Raw genomic sequence first — 17,904 nt, 5'->3', positions numbered from 1 at the left:
TTGCCGCAGCTCTTCATCAATCTCCAGCCATGCACCCAGGGTGCGAGTGCGCAGGTGGCAGGAGTAACTGGCCCGAAACAGATGTGGGAGCGGCCTTGTGCCGCGAAGCGCCGCGGGGGCGGCGCTCGATCGAATAGGCGTTGCTAAAGGCATGGAGAACACCTTGCCTTTTCTTGACTGACCGGCATTAGGGTAAACCCGCTCCTGCGCTGATCGGTGGTGCACACAGCTCGGTGGTTCGGCACAGCCCGTTGTAGGAGCGGGTTCACCCGCGAAGAGGCCGGGCCTGCCGGCCAATATCCCTGGCCATTCACCGTCGCAGCCGCCACCGCATTCGCGGGTGAACCCGCTCCTACATTGACCGGTGGTGCACACACCTCCGTGGTTCGGCGCAGCCCGTTGTAGGAGCGGGTTCACCCGCGAAGAGGCCGGGCCTGCTGGCCAATATCCCTGGCCATTCACCGTCGCAGCCGCCACCGCATTCGCGGGTGAACCCGCTCCTACATTGATCTGTGGTGCACACACACACACATTGGTGGTTCGGCACAGGCCGTTGTAGGAGCGGGTTTACCCGCGAAGAGGCCGGGCCTGCTGGCCAATACTCCTGGCCATTCACCGCCGTAGCCGCCACCGCATTCGCGGGTAAACCCGCTCCTACATTGATCTGTGGTGCACACACACACACATTGGTGGTTCGGCACAGGCCGTTGTAGGAGCGGGTTCACCCGCGAAGAGGCCGGGCCTGCCGGCCAATATCCCCCGGTCATTCACCGCCGCAGCCGCCACCGCATTCGCGGGTAAACCCTAATGCCAGTCAGTTAAGCAATAGGGGCTGACGGGTGCTTGCCTTGGGATTTTGGTTGCCTGTCAGATCGAGCGCCGCCCGCGCGGCGCTTCGCGGCACAAGGCCGCTCATCTACATCTGTTTCGGGCCAGTCAATCCTGTGAGGTCACCTCTGCCCGCCTTAGCGCTGAACGCGCCATCACTCCACAGGCAAGGCCGCTTGCCGGCTTTGCCCGGTGAGGTGCAGCGAAGTGCGCAGCAACAGCAGCACCGCACCCAGTACCGGCAGGCTGACCAGCAGCAGCGCATAACGCAGCGATTGCACGCCGAACAGCGGTTGCAGCAGGTCGCTGAGCAGGCCCGTCAGCAGCGGGCCAACACCCACCCCCAACAGGGTGCTGACGATGGTCTGCAGGGCCATCGCCGTGCCGCGCCGCTGCGGCGCAACCAGTTGTGTCACCAGGTTGTACGACGGCGCCACCCACCACACGGCAAAGAAGCTGTACAGCGCACACCAGAGCATGGCAGCCGGTACCGGCAGGGCGCCGAGGTTGAACAGTAGGTCGCTGGGCCACAGCAGGTAGCTGGCCAGTGCCGAGAGTGCGGTCAGGTGGCCGAGAATGGGCAGTGACAGTTGCCAGTGCGCGGCGCGGCGCACCAGGCGGTCGCTCAGCCAGCCGCTGAACAGCCCGCCAACCCCGGCCGCGCTGCCGCAGACGACGCCCGCGAGAATGCCGGCGTCCTGCAACGACAGGCCGTGGGAGCGCACCAGGAAGCTGGTATTCCACATGGCCACGGCATAGGAGCCGAGCGTGGTCAGCCCGCCGGCGAGAATCAGCCAGCGATACGGCGCCAACGCCCACAGTGCGCGGGCTTCGGCGCCGAGCCCAAGGCGCACTGCAGGGGCAGGGGGGGCGCTCAGGTCCCAGCGGCCCCGTGGTGGTTCGCGCACCAGCAGCCCGAGCGTGGCGGCGAACAGCAGGGCAGGCAGGCCCAAAGCGATGAACGCCGTGCGCCAGCCATAGTGCTCGACCACCCAGGCACCCATGCTCAGGCCGATGATCGACGAGAATGTCGGCGCTGCAGTGAAGCAACTGATGGCGAACGAACGCCGGTGCGGCGGATACAGGTCGGCGATCAGCGACAGTGATGCCGAGGTGGTCGGCGCTTCGCTCACCGCCACCAGCATGCGCGCCAGGGCCAGCACCACAAAGCTGCCAGCCAGCCCGCAGAACATCGTGGCAAGCGCCCACAGCAGGCAGGCCACAGCCAGCAGGCGGACCCGTGGCAGGCGGTCGACCAGGCGCCCGGCTGGCAGGCCGAGCAGTGCATAGACGGCGGCGAAGGCCAGGCCCGAGATCAGCCCCAGCGCGCTGTCGCCAACGCCGAACTCGGCCTTGATCGGCTCGAACATCACCGCCAGGATCTGCCGGCCAACGAAGTTGTCGGCAAACACCGCCGCCAGCAGCAGCAACAGGCCGTGGCTGCGCCAGCCGACCGCAGTCGCCGGCAGGGTAGGCGCGGCGCTGCTCACCGTGGCGCCCACAGGTCTGGCAGGCCGGGGTCGCTGACCACGATCAGGCGCTTGAGCAGCACCTTGAGCATCTGCGCGTCGGCTTCGCCCAGTTTGGCGACGAGCTCTTCCTCCACTACCTTGGCCAGGGCCACCTGCTGCAACGACAGCTCGCGGCCATCGGCCGTCAGCACGAAGCACGGGTGCGCGGCAGCGCCTTCGATGGCCACCAGGCCCTGGCGTTCAAGGAAGCGCATGCCGGCCAGGGTGACCACGTGGCCGGTATAGCTGACGAAGGTGTTGAGTTCTTCAAGGCTCAGGTTGTCACGGATCGACAGCACAGCCAGCACGAAGAAGGCCTGTTCATCCAGCTGCCGGTTGCTGAGCAGGTGGCGCAACTGGTTGAGCACCTGGTAATGGCTACGGCCCAGCAGATAGCCGAGCAGGTCTTCGGTGTAGCTGCATTCCGGCGGCGGTGGCGTGGTAGCCAGGCGCAGCTCGCTGCGCGGTTTGCGCGTGGCCAGGGCGTACTGGCCACTCTGGAAGGCCAGTGGCGCGCGGTCGCTGTGATCGAAGGCCAGCACCTCGCCGACGAAGATCACATGGTCGCCGCCTTCGTACTGGAAGGCCGTGCGGCACTGGAAGCGGGCGGTGCAATCCTGCAGCAGCGGGGCATCGCTGATGCCGTTATCCAGTTCGACCTCGGCGAACTTGTCCTCGCCCTGGGTGGCGAAGCGGCCAGACAGCTTTTCCTGTTCGATCGACAGCACATGCACGTTCCAGTGCTTGCCGTTGCTGAACGCCGGCAGGCTGCGGGCCTGCTTGGACAGGCTCCACAGCACCAGCGGCGGGTTCAGCGACACCGAGTTGAAGCTGTTGGCGGTAATGCCGACCGGCGAGCCGTCATCGGCCTGGGAGGTGATGATGGTGACACCGGTGGTGAAGGTGCCGAGTGCGGCACGGAAGGCCTGAGGGTCGAAACCGATCTGTTGTGTTGCCATGGCTGGCCTCTTGCGGGTGGCTTTTTCGTGGTCCCAGTATTGGCCGCCAGGCCTTGCCAGGCATCGTCTCAACGGACTAACGCTTTTGCTCGGTTCTGGTCCGATTGGACGAGGCGCCAACCCCGGCGCCATGGCTAGTGTGGCGCCGTGCGCATCGGGCGCAACACAGCCAGAGGAGACACCTATGCAACCCGCTCCGTCATCGGTCCAGGCGCTCGGCGCCCTGTTAATGCGGCAGAAAAGCGCCTTCGCTGCCGAGGGCGCGGTCAGTGCCGAGTGCCGTCGCCAGCGCCTGCAGCAGGTGATCGACCTGCTGGTACGCCACCATCAAAGCCTGGCCCAGGCCATTGACGAAGACTTCGGTGGCCGCCCAGCCGGCTTCACCCTGATGAACGACGTGATCGGTGCCCTGGCCAGCCTCAAGCACGCCAGGGACCACCTGCAGCAGTGGATGGCGGATGACCAACGCCCGCCATTCGCGCCCTACGATCAGTTGGGCGCCAAGGCCTGGGTGCGTTACCAGCCCAAGGGTTCGGTGGGCATCATTGGCACCTGGAACGCGCCGCTGTACACCTTGTTCAGCCCGCTGGCATCGGCCCTGGCCGCTGGCAACCGGGCCATCCTCAAGCCTTCGGAAGTGCTGCCGCGCACGGCGGCGCTGGTTGCCGAGCTGTGCGCCGCGCACCTCGACCCGCTGCTGGTGGCGGTGGTGACCGGCGGGCCTGACCTTGCCGAGGCCTTGACCGCGCAGCCATTCGACCACCTGGTGTTCACCGGCAGCACCGCCGTGGGCCGCCTGGTGATGAGCAATGCCGCGAAAAACCTGGTGCCGGTGACCCTGGAGCTGGGTGGCAAGTCGCCGGTGATCGTGTCGCCCACGGCCGACGTGGCCAAGGCGGCGTTCAGCGTTGCCGTGGCCAAGGCCACCAACGCCGGGCAGATCTGCATCAACCCGGATCTGGTCTACGTACCCCGTGCCGCGCTGGAAGGCTTTGTTGCCGAGCTGCGCAGCGCCTACTGTGCGCTCAACCCGACAGTGGCGGGCAACCCGGATGTGGTCGCCGTGGTCAATGCCCGGCACCTGGCGCGGGTCGAGGCGCTGGTGCAGGACGCGCGGGCGCTCGGCGCACGTATCGAATCGATGCCGGAAACCGCCCCCGAGGCAGCGGACGAGCGCCGCCGGCCGTTGCAGGTGGTGGTCAACCCCCCGGAGCAGGCGCAGATCATGCACGAGGAGATTTTCGGCCCGGCACTGGTGCTGCTGGCCTATGACGCCTTGGACGAGGTCATTGCCCAGATCAACAGCCGGCCCAGGCCGCTGGCGCTTTACTACTTCGGCGAGGACCTGCAGGAGCAGCAGCACGTCCTCGACCACACCCTGTCTGGCGGCGTCACACTCAACGACGTGATGATGCATGCTGCGCTGCACGACGCACCATTCGGGGGTGTCGGCGCCTCGGGCATGGGGCATTATCATGGCCGCGAGGGCTTCCTTGAATTCAGCCACCTGCGCAGCGTGTTCCAGGCGCCGGGCTACGACCCACGCCGCGAGTGGGGGCTGTTGCCGCCGTATGGCGAGCACTACCTCGCCGCCATGCTGGCCCAGGTCACTGCCGACTGATGCGTAACCACAACAATAAAGAACAGGACGCCATGAGTACCCAGACCCAAGACCCACAAACAACCCCTTGCGACACCACGGCCAGCTGGTCGCGGCGCAGCGTGCTCAAGGCCGGCGCAGTCGGCGTGGGCGTCGGCCTGCTGGGCCGTTTTGCCGACGCTGCCAGCACCGGCCTGTCATCCGCCGACTATCAAAGCCTCGATGCCTGGGCGATGGCCCAGGCCGTGCGCGCCGGAAGCCTCAGAGGCGAGGAGCTGCTGGCCGCCGCGCTGGCCCGGCATGCCGCCGTCAACCCCCGGGTGGGCGCGGTGAACATGCTGCACGAGGAATATGCACGGGCCTTGCTGGCCCGCCGGCGCAGTGCCGGCGACAGCGCCAAGGGCGCGCTGGCCGGGGTGCCGCTGCTGCTCAAGGACCTCAACACCTACCTGCAAGGTACGCCCACCAGCAACGGTTGCCGGCTGTTCCGCGATGCACCGCCGGCCAGCGTCACCAGCACCCTGATCGCCCGCTACGAGCAGGCCGGCGCGGTGCCGTTCGGCAAGACCACCTGCCCGGAGTTCGGCCTGACCACCACCACCGAATCGTTGCTCTGGGGGCAGACCCGCAACCCGTGGAACCTGGCCATGAGCGCCGGTGGTTCATCGGGCGGTGCGGCCGCAGCGGTGGCAGCCGGGATCGTACCGGTGGCACATGCCACCGACGGCGGCGGCTCGATCCGTATCCCGGCATCGTACTGCGGCCTGGTAGGGCTCAAGCCCAGCCGTTATCGCACCCCCAGTGGCCCGCTGCACTACGAGGGCTGGTTCGGTGCCAGCGTCGGCAACGTGGTGTCGCGCACCCTGCGTGACACCGCCTTGTTCCTCGATGCCGGGCAGGGGCACGAGGCCGGCAGCGCCTACTGGAGTGCACCGCTGGAACGCCCCTATGTGGACGAACTGCAGCGTGCCCCCGGCAAGCTGCGGGTGGCCGTGGTGCGCCAGTCGCTGACCGGGGCGCCACTCGATGCGGCGGTGGCTGCCACCCTCGAACAGACGATCAAGCAGTTGCTCGGCCTTGGGCACGAGCTTGAAGAGCTGCAACTGAACGTGGACCCGCGCGAACTGTTCGGCGCCCACGGCATGGTGATTGGCACGGCGCTGTCGAGCCTGGTCCACGAGCGCGAGCAGGTGCTGGGGCGCGCAGCAGGCCCGGCCGACCTGGAGCAGATCACCCAGGTGGTGCTGGAGCGCGCCCGCGCCACCAATGGCGAGGCGATGTACCGCGCCCGGCAGAGTTTCGAGCGCATTGGCGCGGCCATGGAGCAACCATTCGCTCGCTTCGATGTGATCCTGTCGCCGGTCACGGCCAACCTAACCCCGGCACTGGGCCAGCTTAGCCTCGACCAGCCGTGGGCCAGCTACGCTCAGCGGGCGATGGGCAGCGCAGGTTTCACCGTGCTGGCCAACGTCAGCGGCCAGCCGGCGATTTCCCTGCCTTTGGGGCACAGCGACACCGGCCTGCCGGTGGGCATGTTGTTCACCGGCAGGCTGGGCGGCGAAGACGTACTGCTGCGCCTGGCCAGCCAGCTGGAGCAGGACCGCCCGTGGGCCGGGCGCAGGGCTGTGCTGTAGCACCAGGAGGGAGACGGGCACCTAGTCCGCTTTGACGATGAGAGCCCGTCGGCCAGCGCCGATCATGGGATGTACGCCGCCAGCAGCACCACCAGGGGGCTGGCGGCTTCTCCCTGACCTTAGCGAATGGCACAACAACAATGACGGCTCAAGATCAGTCTCAAACCCAGTACGACGTGATAGTGGTCGGCTCGGGGGCCGGTGCGATGACCTCGGCGGTGTTCCTTGCCGACCAGGGTTTCAGCGTGCTGGTCCTGGAAAAGAGCGACAAGTTCGGCGGCACCTCGGCAATCTCCGGGGGCGGCATCTGGATCCCCAACAATCACTACTTCGCACGCCAGGGCGGCAACGACAGTATCGAGCAGGCGCGGCGCTACCTTGACGCTGCCGCGGGCGATCAGGTTGACCCGGCTCGCCTGCAGGCTTACCTGGACAACGCACCGAAGATGATCGAAGCGCTGACCCGCTGCAGCCGGGTGCGTTATGCCGTCGCGGCGAAGTACCCGGACTACTACCCGCACCTGCCAGGTGCCTTGCCCGGCGGGCGCACCCTCGACCCGGAGCTGTTCGACAGCAGCCTGCTCGGCGCGGAGCTGGATAACCTGCGCAAGCCGTCGCCATCGACCCTGCTGATGGGGCGCATCGCCTGGACTGCGCGCGATGCGCACAAGGCCATGGCCCGTGGCTTCGGCTGGCGCCTGCTGATCCTGCGCCTGATGCTGCGCTACAAGCTCGATTTCAAATGGCGGCGCAAAAGCCGCTTCGACCGCCGCGCCGCGCTGGGCAGTTCGCTGGTGTGCTCGCTGCGCCGCTCGCTGATGGACCGCAACATACCGCTGTGGCTGAACAGCGACTTCCGCGAGCTGATCGTGGCGCATGGCCGGGTCAGTGGCGTTCGGATTTGCCGCGATGGCCGCGACATCGACCTGCAGGCTCGCCATGGGGTGATCCTGGCCTCTGGCGGCTTCGAACAGAACCAGGCCTTGCGCGAGCAATACCTGCCCAAGCCGACGCGCATGGCCTGGAGTGCCACGCCACCGGGCAACAACACCGGCGCCGCGCTGCAGGCCGGCCTGGCCCAGGGCGCGGCCACCGCCTTGATGGACTGGGCCTGGTGGGCGCCGACCATCGCCGTGCCTGGTGAAGACAAACCGCGCGGCATCTTCGCCGAGCGCGCTTTCCCCGGCGCCATCGTGGTCAATGGCCAGGGCCAGCGCTTCGTCAACGAAGCCGCACCGTACCTGGAATTCGTCGATGCCATGCACCGTGACAATGCGCGCAGTGGAGGGCGCTCGGTGCCGGCCTGGGTGATTTTCGACGCAAACTTCCGCTTCAACTACGCCATGGGCCCGCTGATGCCGGCGCAGGTCATGCCCGACAGCCGCCTGCGCAAGGAGTGGCACGAAACCCTGTACTGGAAGGCCGACACCCTGGAGGCGCTGGCCGGCAAGATCGGCATCGATGCACAGGGCCTGGCCAGTACCGTGGACAAGGTCAACGACTATGCGCGCAGCGGTGTCGACCTGGACTTCGGCCGCGGCGGCAATGTGTTCGACCGTTACTACGGCGACTGCAACATCAAGCCCAACCCGTGCCTGGCACCGCTACGCAAGGGGCCGTACTACGCCATGCGCCTGGATGCGGGTGACATCGGCACCAAGGGTGGCCTGCTGACCAATGCCCAGGCCCAGGTGTTGCGTGAAGACGGCTCGGCCATCGCCGGCCTGTATGCCATCGGCAACTGTTCCGCCTCGGTGATGGGCACCAGCTACCCCGGTGCCGGCGGCACCCTGGGCCCGGCCATGACCTTTGCCTATGTGGCCGCCAACCACCTCGCTGCACAGCGCCGGGAGGTGGCATGAACACACCTGTCACGCCGATTCTCGAACCCTTGCAGGTGGATGACGCGGCAGCGTTGCACTGGCACGGGCGATGCGAGGTGCTGGTGATCGGCTGGGGCGCCGCCGGGGCCTGCGCGGCGCTGCAAGCCCGCGCCGAGGGTGCCGATGTGCTGGTTGCCGACCGCTTCAATGGCGGGGGTGCCAGCGCCCGCAGTGGTGGCGTGGTGTACGCCGGTGGCGGTACGCGCCACCAGCAGGTTGCCGGCTTCGCGGATACCCCCGAGGCGATGTTCGACTACCTGCGCCACGAAACCCAGGGCGTGGTCAGCGACGACACGCTGCGGCGCTTCTGCGCCGAGAGTGTCGCCAACCTGCAATGGCTGGAAAGCCATGGCGCGCCATTCGCCCACCAGATGCCACCCGGCGGCAAGACCTCATACCCACCTGATGGTGCCTTCCTGTACTACTCGGGTAACGAACTGGTGCCGGCCTACGGCGGTGCACAGGCACCGGCGCCGCGCGGCCATCGTACGGTCGGCAACGGCCAGTGCGGCGCGGTGCTGTACGGCCACCTGCAGGCGGCCTGCCTGCGTGCTGGTGTGCGGCCGTTGCCACAGTCGGCGGCCAGGCGCCTGGTACTCGACGGTGCGGGGCGGGTGATCGGCGCCGAGTTGTGGCGCCTGCCGCCGGGCAGCAAGGTGGCGCGCGAGCATGCGCGACTGGCGGCGCGCGCCGAGCGGCTGCAGAACTTCGCGCCGGGCTACTGCGACCGCTTGCGCCAGCGGCTGAGCGCGCTTGAGCACAAGCATGCCAAACCCTGGTTGGTGCGGGCACTGAATGGGGTAATTCTCAGCACCGGCGGCTTCATCTTCAACCGCGAACTGATCAAGGCCCATGCGCCAGCCTTTCGGCGCAACTTCAAGGTCGGCACCACCGGCTGTGACGGCAGCGGCCTGCGCCTGGGCCACAGCGTCGGCGCTGCCAGCGACCGCCTGCAGCGGGTGTCGGCCTGGCGCTTCATCAACCCACCGTACAGTTGGCACAAGGGCATCGTGGTCAATCGTGCCGGTGAACGCTTCTGCAACGAAGAAGTGTATGGCGCCACCCTCGGCCAGCCATTGATGGAAGAGCAGGGCGGGCAAGCCTGGCTGGTGCTCGATGCGCCGCTGCGCAAGCGCGCCCTGCACGAGGCGCTGCTCGGCGGTTATTGGTGGTTCCAGGCCTTGCCGGCGTTGGTGTTGATGCTGTTTGGCGCACGCAAGGGCAAGTCCGTGCCGCAGCTGGCGCAAAGTACCGGCATGCAGGCCGAGAACCTGCGTCAGGCGTTGCTGGCCAACAATGCCGCCGCCCGTGGCCAGGCAGCGGACCCGTTCGGCAAGTCACCGGGTGGGCGCCAGGTGCTGGAGCAGGGACCGTTCTATGCCTGTGACATTTCCGTGGGCAATCCGATCTTCCCGCTGGGGGCCTTGACCCTGGGCGGCCTGCGCGTGTGCGAGCAAAGCGGCGCAGTGCTGGACCACGCTGGCCAGGCTATCGCCGGGCTGTTCGCGGCCGGGCGCACGGCGCTTGGTATTCCTTCACATCTTTACATCAGTGGCCTGTCCCTGGCCGACTGCGTGTTCTCCGGGCGCCGTGCCGGAGCAGCCGTGGTGGCCGGGGCACGCTTGAACACTGACTGCGAGGTGGCGTCATGAGTGAACGAAACGGGCGGGTGCAGGGCAAGGTTGCCCTGGTCACAGGGGGCGCCAAGGGCATTGGTGCGGCCAGTGCACGGCTGCTGGTGGAGCAGGGTGCCCAGGTGCTGATCAGCGATATCGACGAGCAGGCCGGGCTGGCCCTGGCTGAAGCGCTCGGCCCGGCGGCCAGCTTCATCGTCCATGATGCGAGTGATGAAGCGCAGTGGCAGCGGGTGATGGAGGTCATTGCCAAGCGCCATGGCCGCCTGGATATCCTGCTCAACAATGCCGGCATGCTGCAGCCCGGCAACATCGAGGACACCGAACTGCGCGACTGGGACCGGCTGATGCGGGTCAATGCCGCCAGCGTGTTCCTTGGCTGCCGTGCGGGCATCACGCTGATGAAGCAGCACGGTGGCTCGATCATCAACCTGTCGTCGGTGGCGGCCCTGGCCGGGCGTGACGATTACCTGGCCTACAGTGCCTCGAAAGGCGCGGTGGCGGCGTTGACCCGCTCGGTGGCGGCGTTCTGCCGGCGGCGGCGCTATCGCATCCGCTGCAACTCGCTGAACCCGGATGGCGTGCTGACCGACATGACCCGGGGTGGCTTTCCCGAGGGTGTCGACCCGGCGCGCCTGACCATCGACAGCGACCCGATGAACCGCATGTGCCTGCCCGAGGATGTGGCGGCCAGTGTGTTGTACCTGGCCAGTGACGAGGCGCGGGCGGTGAATGGGGTGGAGTTGCGGATTGATAGTGGGCAGATGGTGATGTCGATTTGAGGGACCTGGCTTGGGATTTTCAGCGCTTGGGATTTTCCTGGTTTGGGATTTTCAGCGCCTGTGAGATCGAGCGCCGCCCGCGCGGCGCTTCGCGGGTGAACCCGCTCCTACGTTTGTTTCGGGCCAGTATCGCCTGTGCCAGCGCGCGCGACCGCCTTGTTTGTTCCACACAATATCGAGGTGAACGCCAAAAGGGCCGCGCGCCTCTGCCTCAGGAATAACTGGCCCGAAACAAACGTAGGAGCGGGTTCACCCGCGAAGCGCCGCGCGGGCGGCGCTCGATCTCACAGGCGCTGAAAATCCCAAGCCAGGAAAACCACAGGCGCTGAAATTGTCAAGCCAGGCACATGGTGGCCCCAACCCAACCCCCAAAAAACCTCACCAGCCCTCAAACCGCGCCGGCCGTTTCTCGATAAACGCCTGCATCCCTTCCTTCTGGTCTCTTGAGGCAAACAACAACGCATTGGCCTTGCGCTCCAGCGCCAAGGCCGCATCCAGCGGCGCATCCATCCCCGCCAGAATCACCTCCTTGATCTGCTCGGCCGCCAGCGCCGGCATGGCCGCGATCACCCGCGCCAGCTCCAGCGCATGGGCCTGCACCTGGTCATCGTCGACCAGGTCGCTGACCAGCCCTGCCACCCAGGCTTCCTCGGCACTGATCGGCTGCCCGGTCAGGGCCATGCGCATGGCCTTGACCTTGCCCACCGCCCGCAGCAGGCGCTGGGTGCCGCCGATGCCGGGCATGATGCCAATGCGGATTTCCGGCTGGCAGAAGCGCGCGCCGCGCCCGGCGACGATCAGGTCGGCCAGCATCGCCAGCTCGCAGCCCCCGCCGTAGGCATAGCCGCACACGGCGGCGATCACCGGTTTCGGGCAGTGCTGGATCGGCGCCCAGACCCGTTCGGTGTGCCGTTGGTAGATATCGATCGGGCCCACCCCGGCCATGCTGCCGATGTCGCCCCCGGCGGCGAACACCTTGTCGCCGCCGGTCAGCAGGATGCAGCGCACCTGCGGGTCTGCGCCCAGTTCGGCGAAGTGCCGCGACAGCAGGGCTTGCAGCTCCAGGCTCAGGGCATTGGTGGCGTGTGGGCGGTTCAGTCGCAACAGGGCCACCCCGGGTAGCGGGCGTTCGAGCAGGACCGGTGGTGCGGCGGTATCAGGCATGGTTTTCCTCATGTGCAGGGGCGCGCGATAGCCGCCAGTGTTGCCCTTGGCCTTGGCCCATTCATCGTCCGTTCAGACGAAGTACAGCCGGCAGCGAGCCTCTAGAGTCGGTTTGCACAGCAGAACGAGGAGCATGCAATGAGGCTTGATTTCAGTGGCAAGGTGGTGCTCGTCACCGGCGGCAGCAAGGGCATTGGTGCCGGTATCGCCGAGGGGTTTCTCGCGGCCGGGGCGCAGGTGATCGTCTGCGCCCGCAGCCAGCCCGGGCAACTGCCGAGCGCCGATGGGCGCAGCGCGGTGTTCATCGCCGCCGACGTACGCGAGGGTGATTCGCTGCAGGCATTGTTCGACACCATTGAACGTGACTTCGGCCGCCTCGACGTGCTGGTCAACAACGCCGGTGGCAGCCCGTCGGCGGTCGCCGCCACGGCCTCGCCACGCTTTCACGAGAGCGTCCTGCGGCTGAACCTGATCGCGCCGCTCAACGCGGCCCAGCATGCCAACCGCCTGATGCAGGGCCAGGCCGAGGGTGGCTGCATCGTCTTCATCGGCAGCATCAGCGCCTTGCGCGCATCGCCCGGTACCGCCGCCTATGGCGCGGCCAAGGCCGGGGTCCTGGCGCTGGTGCAATCGCTGGCCGTGGAGTGGGCGCCCAAGGTGCGCGTGGTCGCGGTCAGCCCCGGCCTGGTGCTGACCGACCAGGCCCACCTGCACTACGGCAACGAACATGGCATTGCCGCCGTCAGCGCCGGCATACCCGCCGGGCGCATGGCCTCTGCCTGCGACATCGCCAACGCCTGCCTGTACATCGCCTCACCGCTAGCCAGCTATGCCAGTGGTTGCAACCTGCTGCTGCACGGCGGTGGCGAGCGCCCGGCGTTTCTCGGCGCGGCACAAACCTTACCCACTTGATCGACCACCTGGCGGTGGCCGCATCGGCTTGCCGCCCTCACGTTGCAGGAGACGACTTTGGCTGATCCACAATTGCTATCCAGCGTGCGCGCCCTCGTGGGCCGCGAATATGGCCGGGTGTATGCCTGGGATGCGGTGAATGCGCCGATGATCCGCCAGTGGTGCGAGATCATGGGCATCGACAACCCGCTCTACAGCGACAGCGACTTTGCCCAAAGCAGCCCGCACCAGGCCATCGTCGCGCCGCCGGCCATGCTCCAGGTGTGGACCATGGAGGGGCTGCACGCCAACAACTACCCGCCGGGCTCCACCGAGCAGAACCCGTATGAAGTGCTCAAGCTGATCGAGGAATACGGCTACGCCTCGGTGGTGGCGGTGAACTCCGAGCTGAGCTTCACCCGCCCTGTGCACCTGGGCGAACGGCTGTACTACACCACCCGCCTGGACGCGGTGGGCGACGAGAAGACCACCGCCTTGGGCACCGGCTTCTTCGTCACCCTGGTGATGAGCCATTTCGTCGAAAAGCCCGAGGGCGACGAGCCGGTAGGCGAGCTGCTGTTCCGGGTGTTCAAGTTCCGCCCGGCCAACCCGCAGCCTGCGGCCAAGCCCGAGGCCACAGTGGCCAAGGCCAAGCGCCCGTTGCCGGGGGTAAGCGACGACACCCGGTTCTTCTGGGAGGGCTGCGCCGAGGGCCGGTTGTTGATCCAGCGCTGCAGCGCCTGCGCCACCTTGCGCCACCCACCGGCACCAGTGTGCATGCAGTGCCACAGCTTCGAATGGGACAGCGTCCAGGCCAGCGGGCGCGGCAGCTTGTATTCGTTCGTGGTCATGCACTACCCGGAAGTACCGCCGTTCGACCACCCCAACCCGATCGGCCTGATCGAGCTGGACGAAGGCGTGCGCCTGGTCGCCGGGCTTACCGGTGTGCAGCGCGAGCAGCTGCAGATCGGCCAGCGCCTGCAGGTCGAGTTCCACACCTTCGACGAGCAGCAGACCTTGCCGTTGTTCCGGCCCGTGGCCGAGTAGGGGGGGCGCACGCATGGATTTTCAACTGAGTGAAGACCAGCGCGCCATCGAGCAGATGGCCGATAGCCTGTTCAGCGACCACTGCCATGACGACTACCTGCGCCAATGGGACAGCAGCGGCGAGCCGTTGATGGTGCCGTTGTGGGCGCTGTGCCAGGAAACCGGCCTGCACGCCCTGGCGATCCCTGAAGCCCAGGGCGGCAGCGGCCTGGGCATGACCGAGCTGATGCTGGTACTGCAGGCGCAGGGGCGTAGCCTGGGCCAGGTGCCGCTGTGGCGCCACCAGCTGGCCGCCGCGACCCTGGCCACCTTCGGCCTGGGCGACGCGCTGCAACTGGCCGCCAAGGCCGCGTCTGGCGAGCTGTTGCTGAGCCTGTCGCTGGACGGCTTGCATGCCGCAGGTGGCATCGCCTTGACCGCCACTGCCTGCGCCGAGGGCTGGCAGGTGTCGGGCCAGGTGCCGGCACTGGCCCTGGGTGGGCAAGCCCAGGCGGCGCTGCTGCCGGTACTGGCCAATGACCAGCCACGGCTGTTGCTGCTCGACCTGGCCAACCCGGCCGTGCGCCGCGTACCGGGCGTGCTGACCCATGGCGAAGCCATCACCGACCTGCAGGTCGAGGGCTTGCGGGTCAGCGCCGACCGCGTGCTGCCAGCCGCCGCGCTGGCCTGGCTTGAACCACGCGCGATTGCCGCCCTGTCGGCCCTGCAGCTGGGCGTCAGCGCCGAACATATCCAGCGCACCGTGGCTTATGTGGCTGAGCGCCAGCAGTTCGACCGACGCATTGGCAGCTTCCAGGCCGTGCAGATGAGCATGGCCGATGCCCATATCGCCCTGGAGGCCTTGCGCAGCGCCCTGTGGCAATTGTGCTACCGCCTCGACGCCGGCCTGCCAGCACCCTCCGAGGCGCAGGCCACCGCCTACCTGGCCTGCGAGGCGGGCCACCGCATCGGCCATGTCGCCCAGCACGTGCACGGCGGCATTGGCGTCGACCTGACCTACCCGATTCATCGCTTTCTCTACTGGAGCCGCGCCCTCGGGATTGCCCTGGGCGGTTCGGCGGCATGCCTGGAACGGCTCGGCGACTGGCTGAGCGACAACGACAAGCTGGGATGGAAATATGACCTCGAAGAACACCAAGCGCTTTGACGATGTGCACCCCGGCGAAACCTTGCCGCCCCTGGAGGTGCCGATCACCGTGGCGCTGATCGCTGGCGGGGCAATTGCCACGCGTGACTACTTCCCCGGCCACCACGACCTGGATGCCGCCCGTGAACTGGGCTCGCCCCATGTGTTCATGAACATCCTCACCACCAACGGCCTGGTGCAGCGCTTTGTCGAGGCCTGGGCAGGGCCGCTGGCGCGCTTCACGTCGCTGAAGATCAAGCTGGGCGTGCCCAACTACCCCGGCGACTGCATGACCTTCAGCGGCAGCGTGACCCGCCAGGACCCCGAGACCCGCACGGTGGAAGTGACCCTGAGCGGCAAGAATTCAATGGGCAACCACGTGACCGGCACGGTCGCGCTGGTGCTGCCATGACCAGCGGAGGCAGCATGAACAACCTTTCGATTTCCGGGCGCGCCGCGATTGTCGGGCTGGGCGCCACCGAGTTTTCCAAGTACTCCGGGCGCACCGAGCTGCGCCTGGCTCTGGAAGCCACCCTGGAGGCTCTGCGCGACGCCGGCATCGACCCGTCGGAAGTGGAGGGCTTCAGCTCCTATTCGGTGGACAAGGTCCCCGAGTACGAAATCGCCCGCCTGCTGGGCTGCAAGGACGTCAAGTTCTTCTCCCAGATCCCCCACGGCGGCGGCGCCGCCTGCGCCCCGATCATGCATGCGGCAATGGCCGTGGCCACCGGCGTGGCCAAAGTAGTGGTGGTGTACCGGGCGATGAACGAACGCTCCTGGTACCGCTTTGGCAGCGGTAGCTACGGTTTTGCCGCCACGCCGATCTTCGACAACGTCAACTATGGCTGGTACATGCCGCACGGCTTCCATACCCCGGCCGCCTGGGTCGGCATGTTCGCCCAGCGCTACATGCACACCTATGGCGCCACCTCCGAGGACTTCGGTCGGGTGGCGGTGGCCGCGCGTGACTTTGCCGCCAGCAACCCGAAGGCGTTCTTCCATGGCAAGCCGATTACCCTGGAAGAGCATCAGGCCTCGCGTTGGATCTGCGAGCCGCTGCACCTGCTCGACTGCTGCCAGGAGTCTGATGGCGCGGTGGCCATGGTCATCACCTCGGCCGAACGTGCCCGCGACCTGCGGCAGAAGCCGGTAACCATCAAGGCCGGCTCACAGGGCATCACCCAGGGCCAGCAGAGCATGACCTCGTTCTACCGCGACGACATCACCGGCCTGCCGGAAATGGGTGTGGTCGCCAAAGAGCTGTATCGCCAGTCCGGGCTCGGCCCCGAGGCGTTGCAAACGGCGGTTATCTACGACCACTTCACCCCGTTCGTGTTGCCGCAGCTGGAGGAGTTCGGCTTTGCCCGCCGTGGCGAGGCCAAGGAGTTCATCCGCGCCGGGCACCATGCCCGCGGCGGCAAGCTGCCGATCAACACCCACGGCGGGCAGTTGGGCGAGGCCTACATCCACGGCATGAACGGTGTGGCCGAGGCGGTGCGCCAGGTGCGTGGCACGGCGGTCAACCAGGTGGCGGATGTGCAGAACGTGCTGGTCACCGCCGGTACTGGCGTGCCCACCAGCGGCCTGATTCTTGGCGCGGCCTGAGGAGCGCAGCATGTTCGTCGATCTCACCCCCGAGCAACATGCGCTGCGCCGCCAGGTGCGCGACTACTTCCAGGCACTGATGACCCCCGAGCTGCGCGAGCGCCTGCGCGGCCAGGAAGGCGGCGAGCTGTACCGCCAGACCGTGCGCCAGATGGGCCGCGACGGCTGGCTGGCGGTGGGCTGGCCCAAGGCCCATGGCGGCCAGGGCTACGCCGCCACCGAGCAATTGATCTTTTTCGAGGAGGCCAACATCGCCGGGGCACCATTGCCGTTCGTGACCATCAGCACGGTGGGCCCGGCATTGATGGAGCACGGCAGCGCGGTGCAGAAAGAACGTTTTCTGCCGGGCATCGCCGCCGGCGAAATCATGTTCGCCATCGGCTACTCCGAACCCGATGCCGGCAGCGACCTGGCCGTGCTGAGGACCAGCGCACGCCTGGATGGCGAGCACTTCGTGGTCAACGGCAACAAGCTGTGGACCTCGGGCGCCGAATCGGCGGATTTCATCTGGCTGGCCGCGCGCACCGACCCGAGCCAGGCGCGGCACAAAGGTGTGTCGATCCTGATCCTCGATACCCGCCTGCCGGGGTTCGCCAGTACGGTGATCCCGACCACCAGCAACCCGACCGCCGCCACTTACTACGACAACGTGCGGGTGCCCAAGGACATGCTGGTCGGCGAGCTGCACGGTGGCTGGAAGCTGATCACCGCACAGCTCAACCACGAGCGCCTGGGCCTGGGCTCCTGGTCGGATAAGGTCGCCGGGCTGTTCCGCCGCGTCTACTTGTGGGCCAAGGCGCGTGACGAGCAGGGCCGCCGGGCGATGGACAAGGCCTGGGTGCGCAGCTCGCTGGCCGAGTGCTATGCCCGCCTGGAGGCGATGCGCCTGATCAACCTGCGCATTGCCGCCAACCTGGAGCGCGAGCACATGGACGTGGCGTTGAGTTCCACCACCAAGGTCTACGGCTCGGAGTCGGCCATCGAGATCCTGCGCCGGCTATCGGCCGTCGTCGGCGCCAATGGCGTGGTTCGCGGCGGTTCTGCCGCAGCGGCGCTGCACGGTGACCTGGAGTACGAGCTGCGCGCCTCGGTCACCGTGACCTTCGGCGGCGGCACCAATGAAATCCAGCGCGAGCTGATCGCCCAGTTCGGCCTGGGCATGCCGCGCACCCAGCGCTGAGCCGGTAGCGCTCGGTTCACCCACAACAACGACAACGAAAGGCCCGCCCCGGTGCAGACC

14 protein-coding genes are annotated in these 17,904 nt (G+C 67.2%); 11 read left to right on the top strand and 3 right to left on the bottom strand.

Annotation, left to right across the window (positions count from 1 at the left end):
• Nucleotides 1–983: 983 nt before the first annotated feature.
• A complete protein-coding gene (locus ACIP1G_RS25310; RefSeq protein ID WP_400741859.1) occupies nucleotides 984–2,318 on the bottom strand; it encodes a spinster family MFS transporter in 1,335 nt (444 codons plus the stop codon).
• Nucleotides 2,315–3,298: a flavin reductase gene (locus ACIP1G_RS25305; RefSeq protein WP_400741857.1), complete on the bottom strand. Its 984-nt coding sequence runs from the start codon at nucleotides 3,296–3,298 to the stop codon at nucleotides 2,315–2,317. The genes ACIP1G_RS25310 and ACIP1G_RS25305 overlap by 4 nt, the downstream gene beginning before the upstream one ends.
• Before the next feature lie 184 nt (nucleotides 3,299–3,482).
• On the opposite strand from ACIP1G_RS25305, the gene ACIP1G_RS25300 reads away from it, so the two are divergent.
• The 5 genes from ACIP1G_RS25300 to ACIP1G_RS25280 all read left to right on the top strand — a co-directional run bounded on the left by ACIP1G_RS25300 (nucleotide 3,483) and on the right by ACIP1G_RS25280 (nucleotide 10,831).
• Nucleotides 3,483–4,919, top strand: a complete 1,437-nt coding sequence (locus ACIP1G_RS25300) for a coniferyl aldehyde dehydrogenase (protein ID WP_400741855.1) — start codon at nucleotides 3,483–3,485, stop codon at nucleotides 4,917–4,919.
• A 32-nt stretch (nucleotides 4,920–4,951) separates the two neighbouring features.
• A complete protein-coding gene (locus ACIP1G_RS25295) occupies nucleotides 4,952–6,532 on the top strand; it encodes an amidase (RefSeq protein ID WP_400741852.1) in 1,581 nt (526 codons plus the stop codon).
• A 140-nt stretch (nucleotides 6,533–6,672) separates the two neighbouring features.
• Entirely contained in the window at nucleotides 6,673–8,394 is a 1,722-nt protein-coding gene (locus tag ACIP1G_RS25290) for an FAD-binding protein (protein WP_400741849.1), read from the top strand.
• Nucleotides 8,391–10,067 (top strand): FAD-binding protein, encoded by a 1,677-nt coding sequence (locus ACIP1G_RS25285; protein WP_400741847.1) that lies wholly within the window; start codon nucleotides 8,391–8,393, stop codon nucleotides 10,065–10,067. Before ACIP1G_RS25290 ends, ACIP1G_RS25285 begins: the two co-directional genes overlap by 4 nt.
• Complete coding sequence (locus ACIP1G_RS25280; protein WP_400741845.1) at nucleotides 10,064–10,831, top strand: SDR family oxidoreductase; 768 nt, start codon at nucleotides 10,064–10,066, stop codon at nucleotides 10,829–10,831. The genes ACIP1G_RS25285 and ACIP1G_RS25280 overlap by 4 nt, the downstream gene beginning before the upstream one ends.
• A gap of 378 nt (nucleotides 10,832–11,209) precedes the next feature.
• On the opposite strand, the gene ACIP1G_RS25275 is transcribed toward ACIP1G_RS25280, so the two are convergent.
• A complete protein-coding gene (locus tag ACIP1G_RS25275) occupies nucleotides 11,210–11,995 on the bottom strand; it encodes an enoyl-CoA hydratase (RefSeq protein WP_400741843.1) in 786 nt (261 codons plus the stop codon).
• Nucleotides 11,996–12,133: 138 nt separating this feature from the next.
• On the opposite strand from ACIP1G_RS25275, the gene ACIP1G_RS25270 reads away from it, so the two are divergent.
• Genes ACIP1G_RS25270 through ACIP1G_RS25245 form a run of 6 tightly spaced genes read left to right on the top strand, consistent with a single transcriptional unit; the run spans nucleotide 12,134 to nucleotide 17,844 of the window.
• On the top strand, nucleotides 12,134–12,907 hold the full coding sequence (locus ACIP1G_RS25270) for an SDR family oxidoreductase (protein WP_400741840.1): 774 nt from the start codon (nucleotides 12,134–12,136) through the stop codon (nucleotides 12,905–12,907).
• A gap of 57 nt (nucleotides 12,908–12,964) precedes the next feature.
• The gene (locus ACIP1G_RS25265; protein WP_400741837.1) at nucleotides 12,965–13,933 is read left to right on the top strand and encodes a bifunctional MaoC family dehydratase N-terminal/OB-fold nucleic acid binding domain-containing protein; all 969 of its coding nucleotides are present in this window, start codon (nucleotides 12,965–12,967) and stop codon (nucleotides 13,931–13,933) included.
• A 13-nt stretch (nucleotides 13,934–13,946) separates the two neighbouring features.
• On the top strand, nucleotides 13,947–15,080 hold the full coding sequence (locus tag ACIP1G_RS25260) for an acyl-CoA dehydrogenase family protein (protein ID WP_400741835.1): 1,134 nt from the start codon (nucleotides 13,947–13,949) through the stop codon (nucleotides 15,078–15,080).
• Nucleotides 15,052–15,471 carry a MaoC family dehydratase gene (locus tag ACIP1G_RS25255; protein WP_346643633.1) on the top strand — a complete coding sequence of 140 codons (420 nt, stop codon included), beginning with the start codon at nucleotides 15,052–15,054 and terminating at the stop codon, nucleotides 15,469–15,471. Before ACIP1G_RS25260 ends, ACIP1G_RS25255 begins: the two co-directional genes overlap by 29 nt.
• Before the next feature lie 14 nt (nucleotides 15,472–15,485).
• Nucleotides 15,486–16,664 (top strand): lipid-transfer protein, encoded by a 1,179-nt coding sequence (locus ACIP1G_RS25250; RefSeq protein WP_400741833.1) that lies wholly within the window; start codon nucleotides 15,486–15,488, stop codon nucleotides 16,662–16,664.
• Nucleotides 16,665–16,674: 10 nt separating this feature from the next.
• Nucleotides 16,675–17,844: an acyl-CoA dehydrogenase family protein gene (locus ACIP1G_RS25245; RefSeq protein ID WP_400741830.1), complete on the top strand. Its 1,170-nt coding sequence runs from the start codon at nucleotides 16,675–16,677 to the stop codon at nucleotides 17,842–17,844.
• Nucleotides 17,845–17,904 lie beyond the last annotated feature (60 nt).

Origin of the sequence: Pseudomonas sp. NPDC089392 (genome assembly GCF_044749595.1) — a bacterium.
GTDB lineage: Bacteria > Pseudomonadota > Gammaproteobacteria > Pseudomonadales > Pseudomonadaceae > Aquipseudomonas.
The sequence above is the reverse complement of the archived record's forward strand: the minus strand, read 5'-3'. Positions and strand labels throughout refer to the sequence as shown.

Coding starts and splice junctions, on each gene's coding strand:
- ACIP1G_RS25280 (WP_400741845.1), top strand. CDS start 10,064: ATGAGTGAACGAAACGGGCGGGTGCAGGGCAAGGTTGCCCTGGTCACA.
- ACIP1G_RS25300 (WP_400741855.1), top strand. CDS start 3,483: ATGCAACCCGCTCCGTCATCGGTCCAGGCGCTCGGCGCCCTGTTAATG.
- ACIP1G_RS25295 (WP_400741852.1), top strand. CDS start 4,952: ATGAGTACCCAGACCCAAGACCCACAAACAACCCCTTGCGACACCACG.
- ACIP1G_RS25305 (WP_400741857.1), bottom strand. CDS start 3,298: ATGGCAACACAACAGATCGGTTTCGACCCTCAGGCCTTCCGTGCCGCA.
- ACIP1G_RS25255 (WP_346643633.1), top strand. CDS start 15,052: ATGACCTCGAAGAACACCAAGCGCTTTGACGATGTGCACCCCGGCGAA.
- ACIP1G_RS25245 (WP_400741830.1), top strand. CDS start 16,675: ATGTTCGTCGATCTCACCCCCGAGCAACATGCGCTGCGCCGCCAGGTG.
- ACIP1G_RS25290 (WP_400741849.1), top strand. CDS start 6,673: ATGACGGCTCAAGATCAGTCTCAAACCCAGTACGACGTGATAGTGGTC.
- ACIP1G_RS25285 (WP_400741847.1), top strand. CDS start 8,391: ATGAACACACCTGTCACGCCGATTCTCGAACCCTTGCAGGTGGATGAC.
- ACIP1G_RS25270 (WP_400741840.1), top strand. CDS start 12,134: ATGAGGCTTGATTTCAGTGGCAAGGTGGTGCTCGTCACCGGCGGCAGC.
- ACIP1G_RS25275 (WP_400741843.1), bottom strand. CDS start 11,995: ATGCCTGATACCGCCGCACCACCGGTCCTGCTCGAACGCCCGCTACCC.
- ACIP1G_RS25260 (WP_400741835.1), top strand. CDS start 13,947: ATGGATTTTCAACTGAGTGAAGACCAGCGCGCCATCGAGCAGATGGCC.
- ACIP1G_RS25250 (WP_400741833.1), top strand. CDS start 15,486: ATGAACAACCTTTCGATTTCCGGGCGCGCCGCGATTGTCGGGCTGGGC.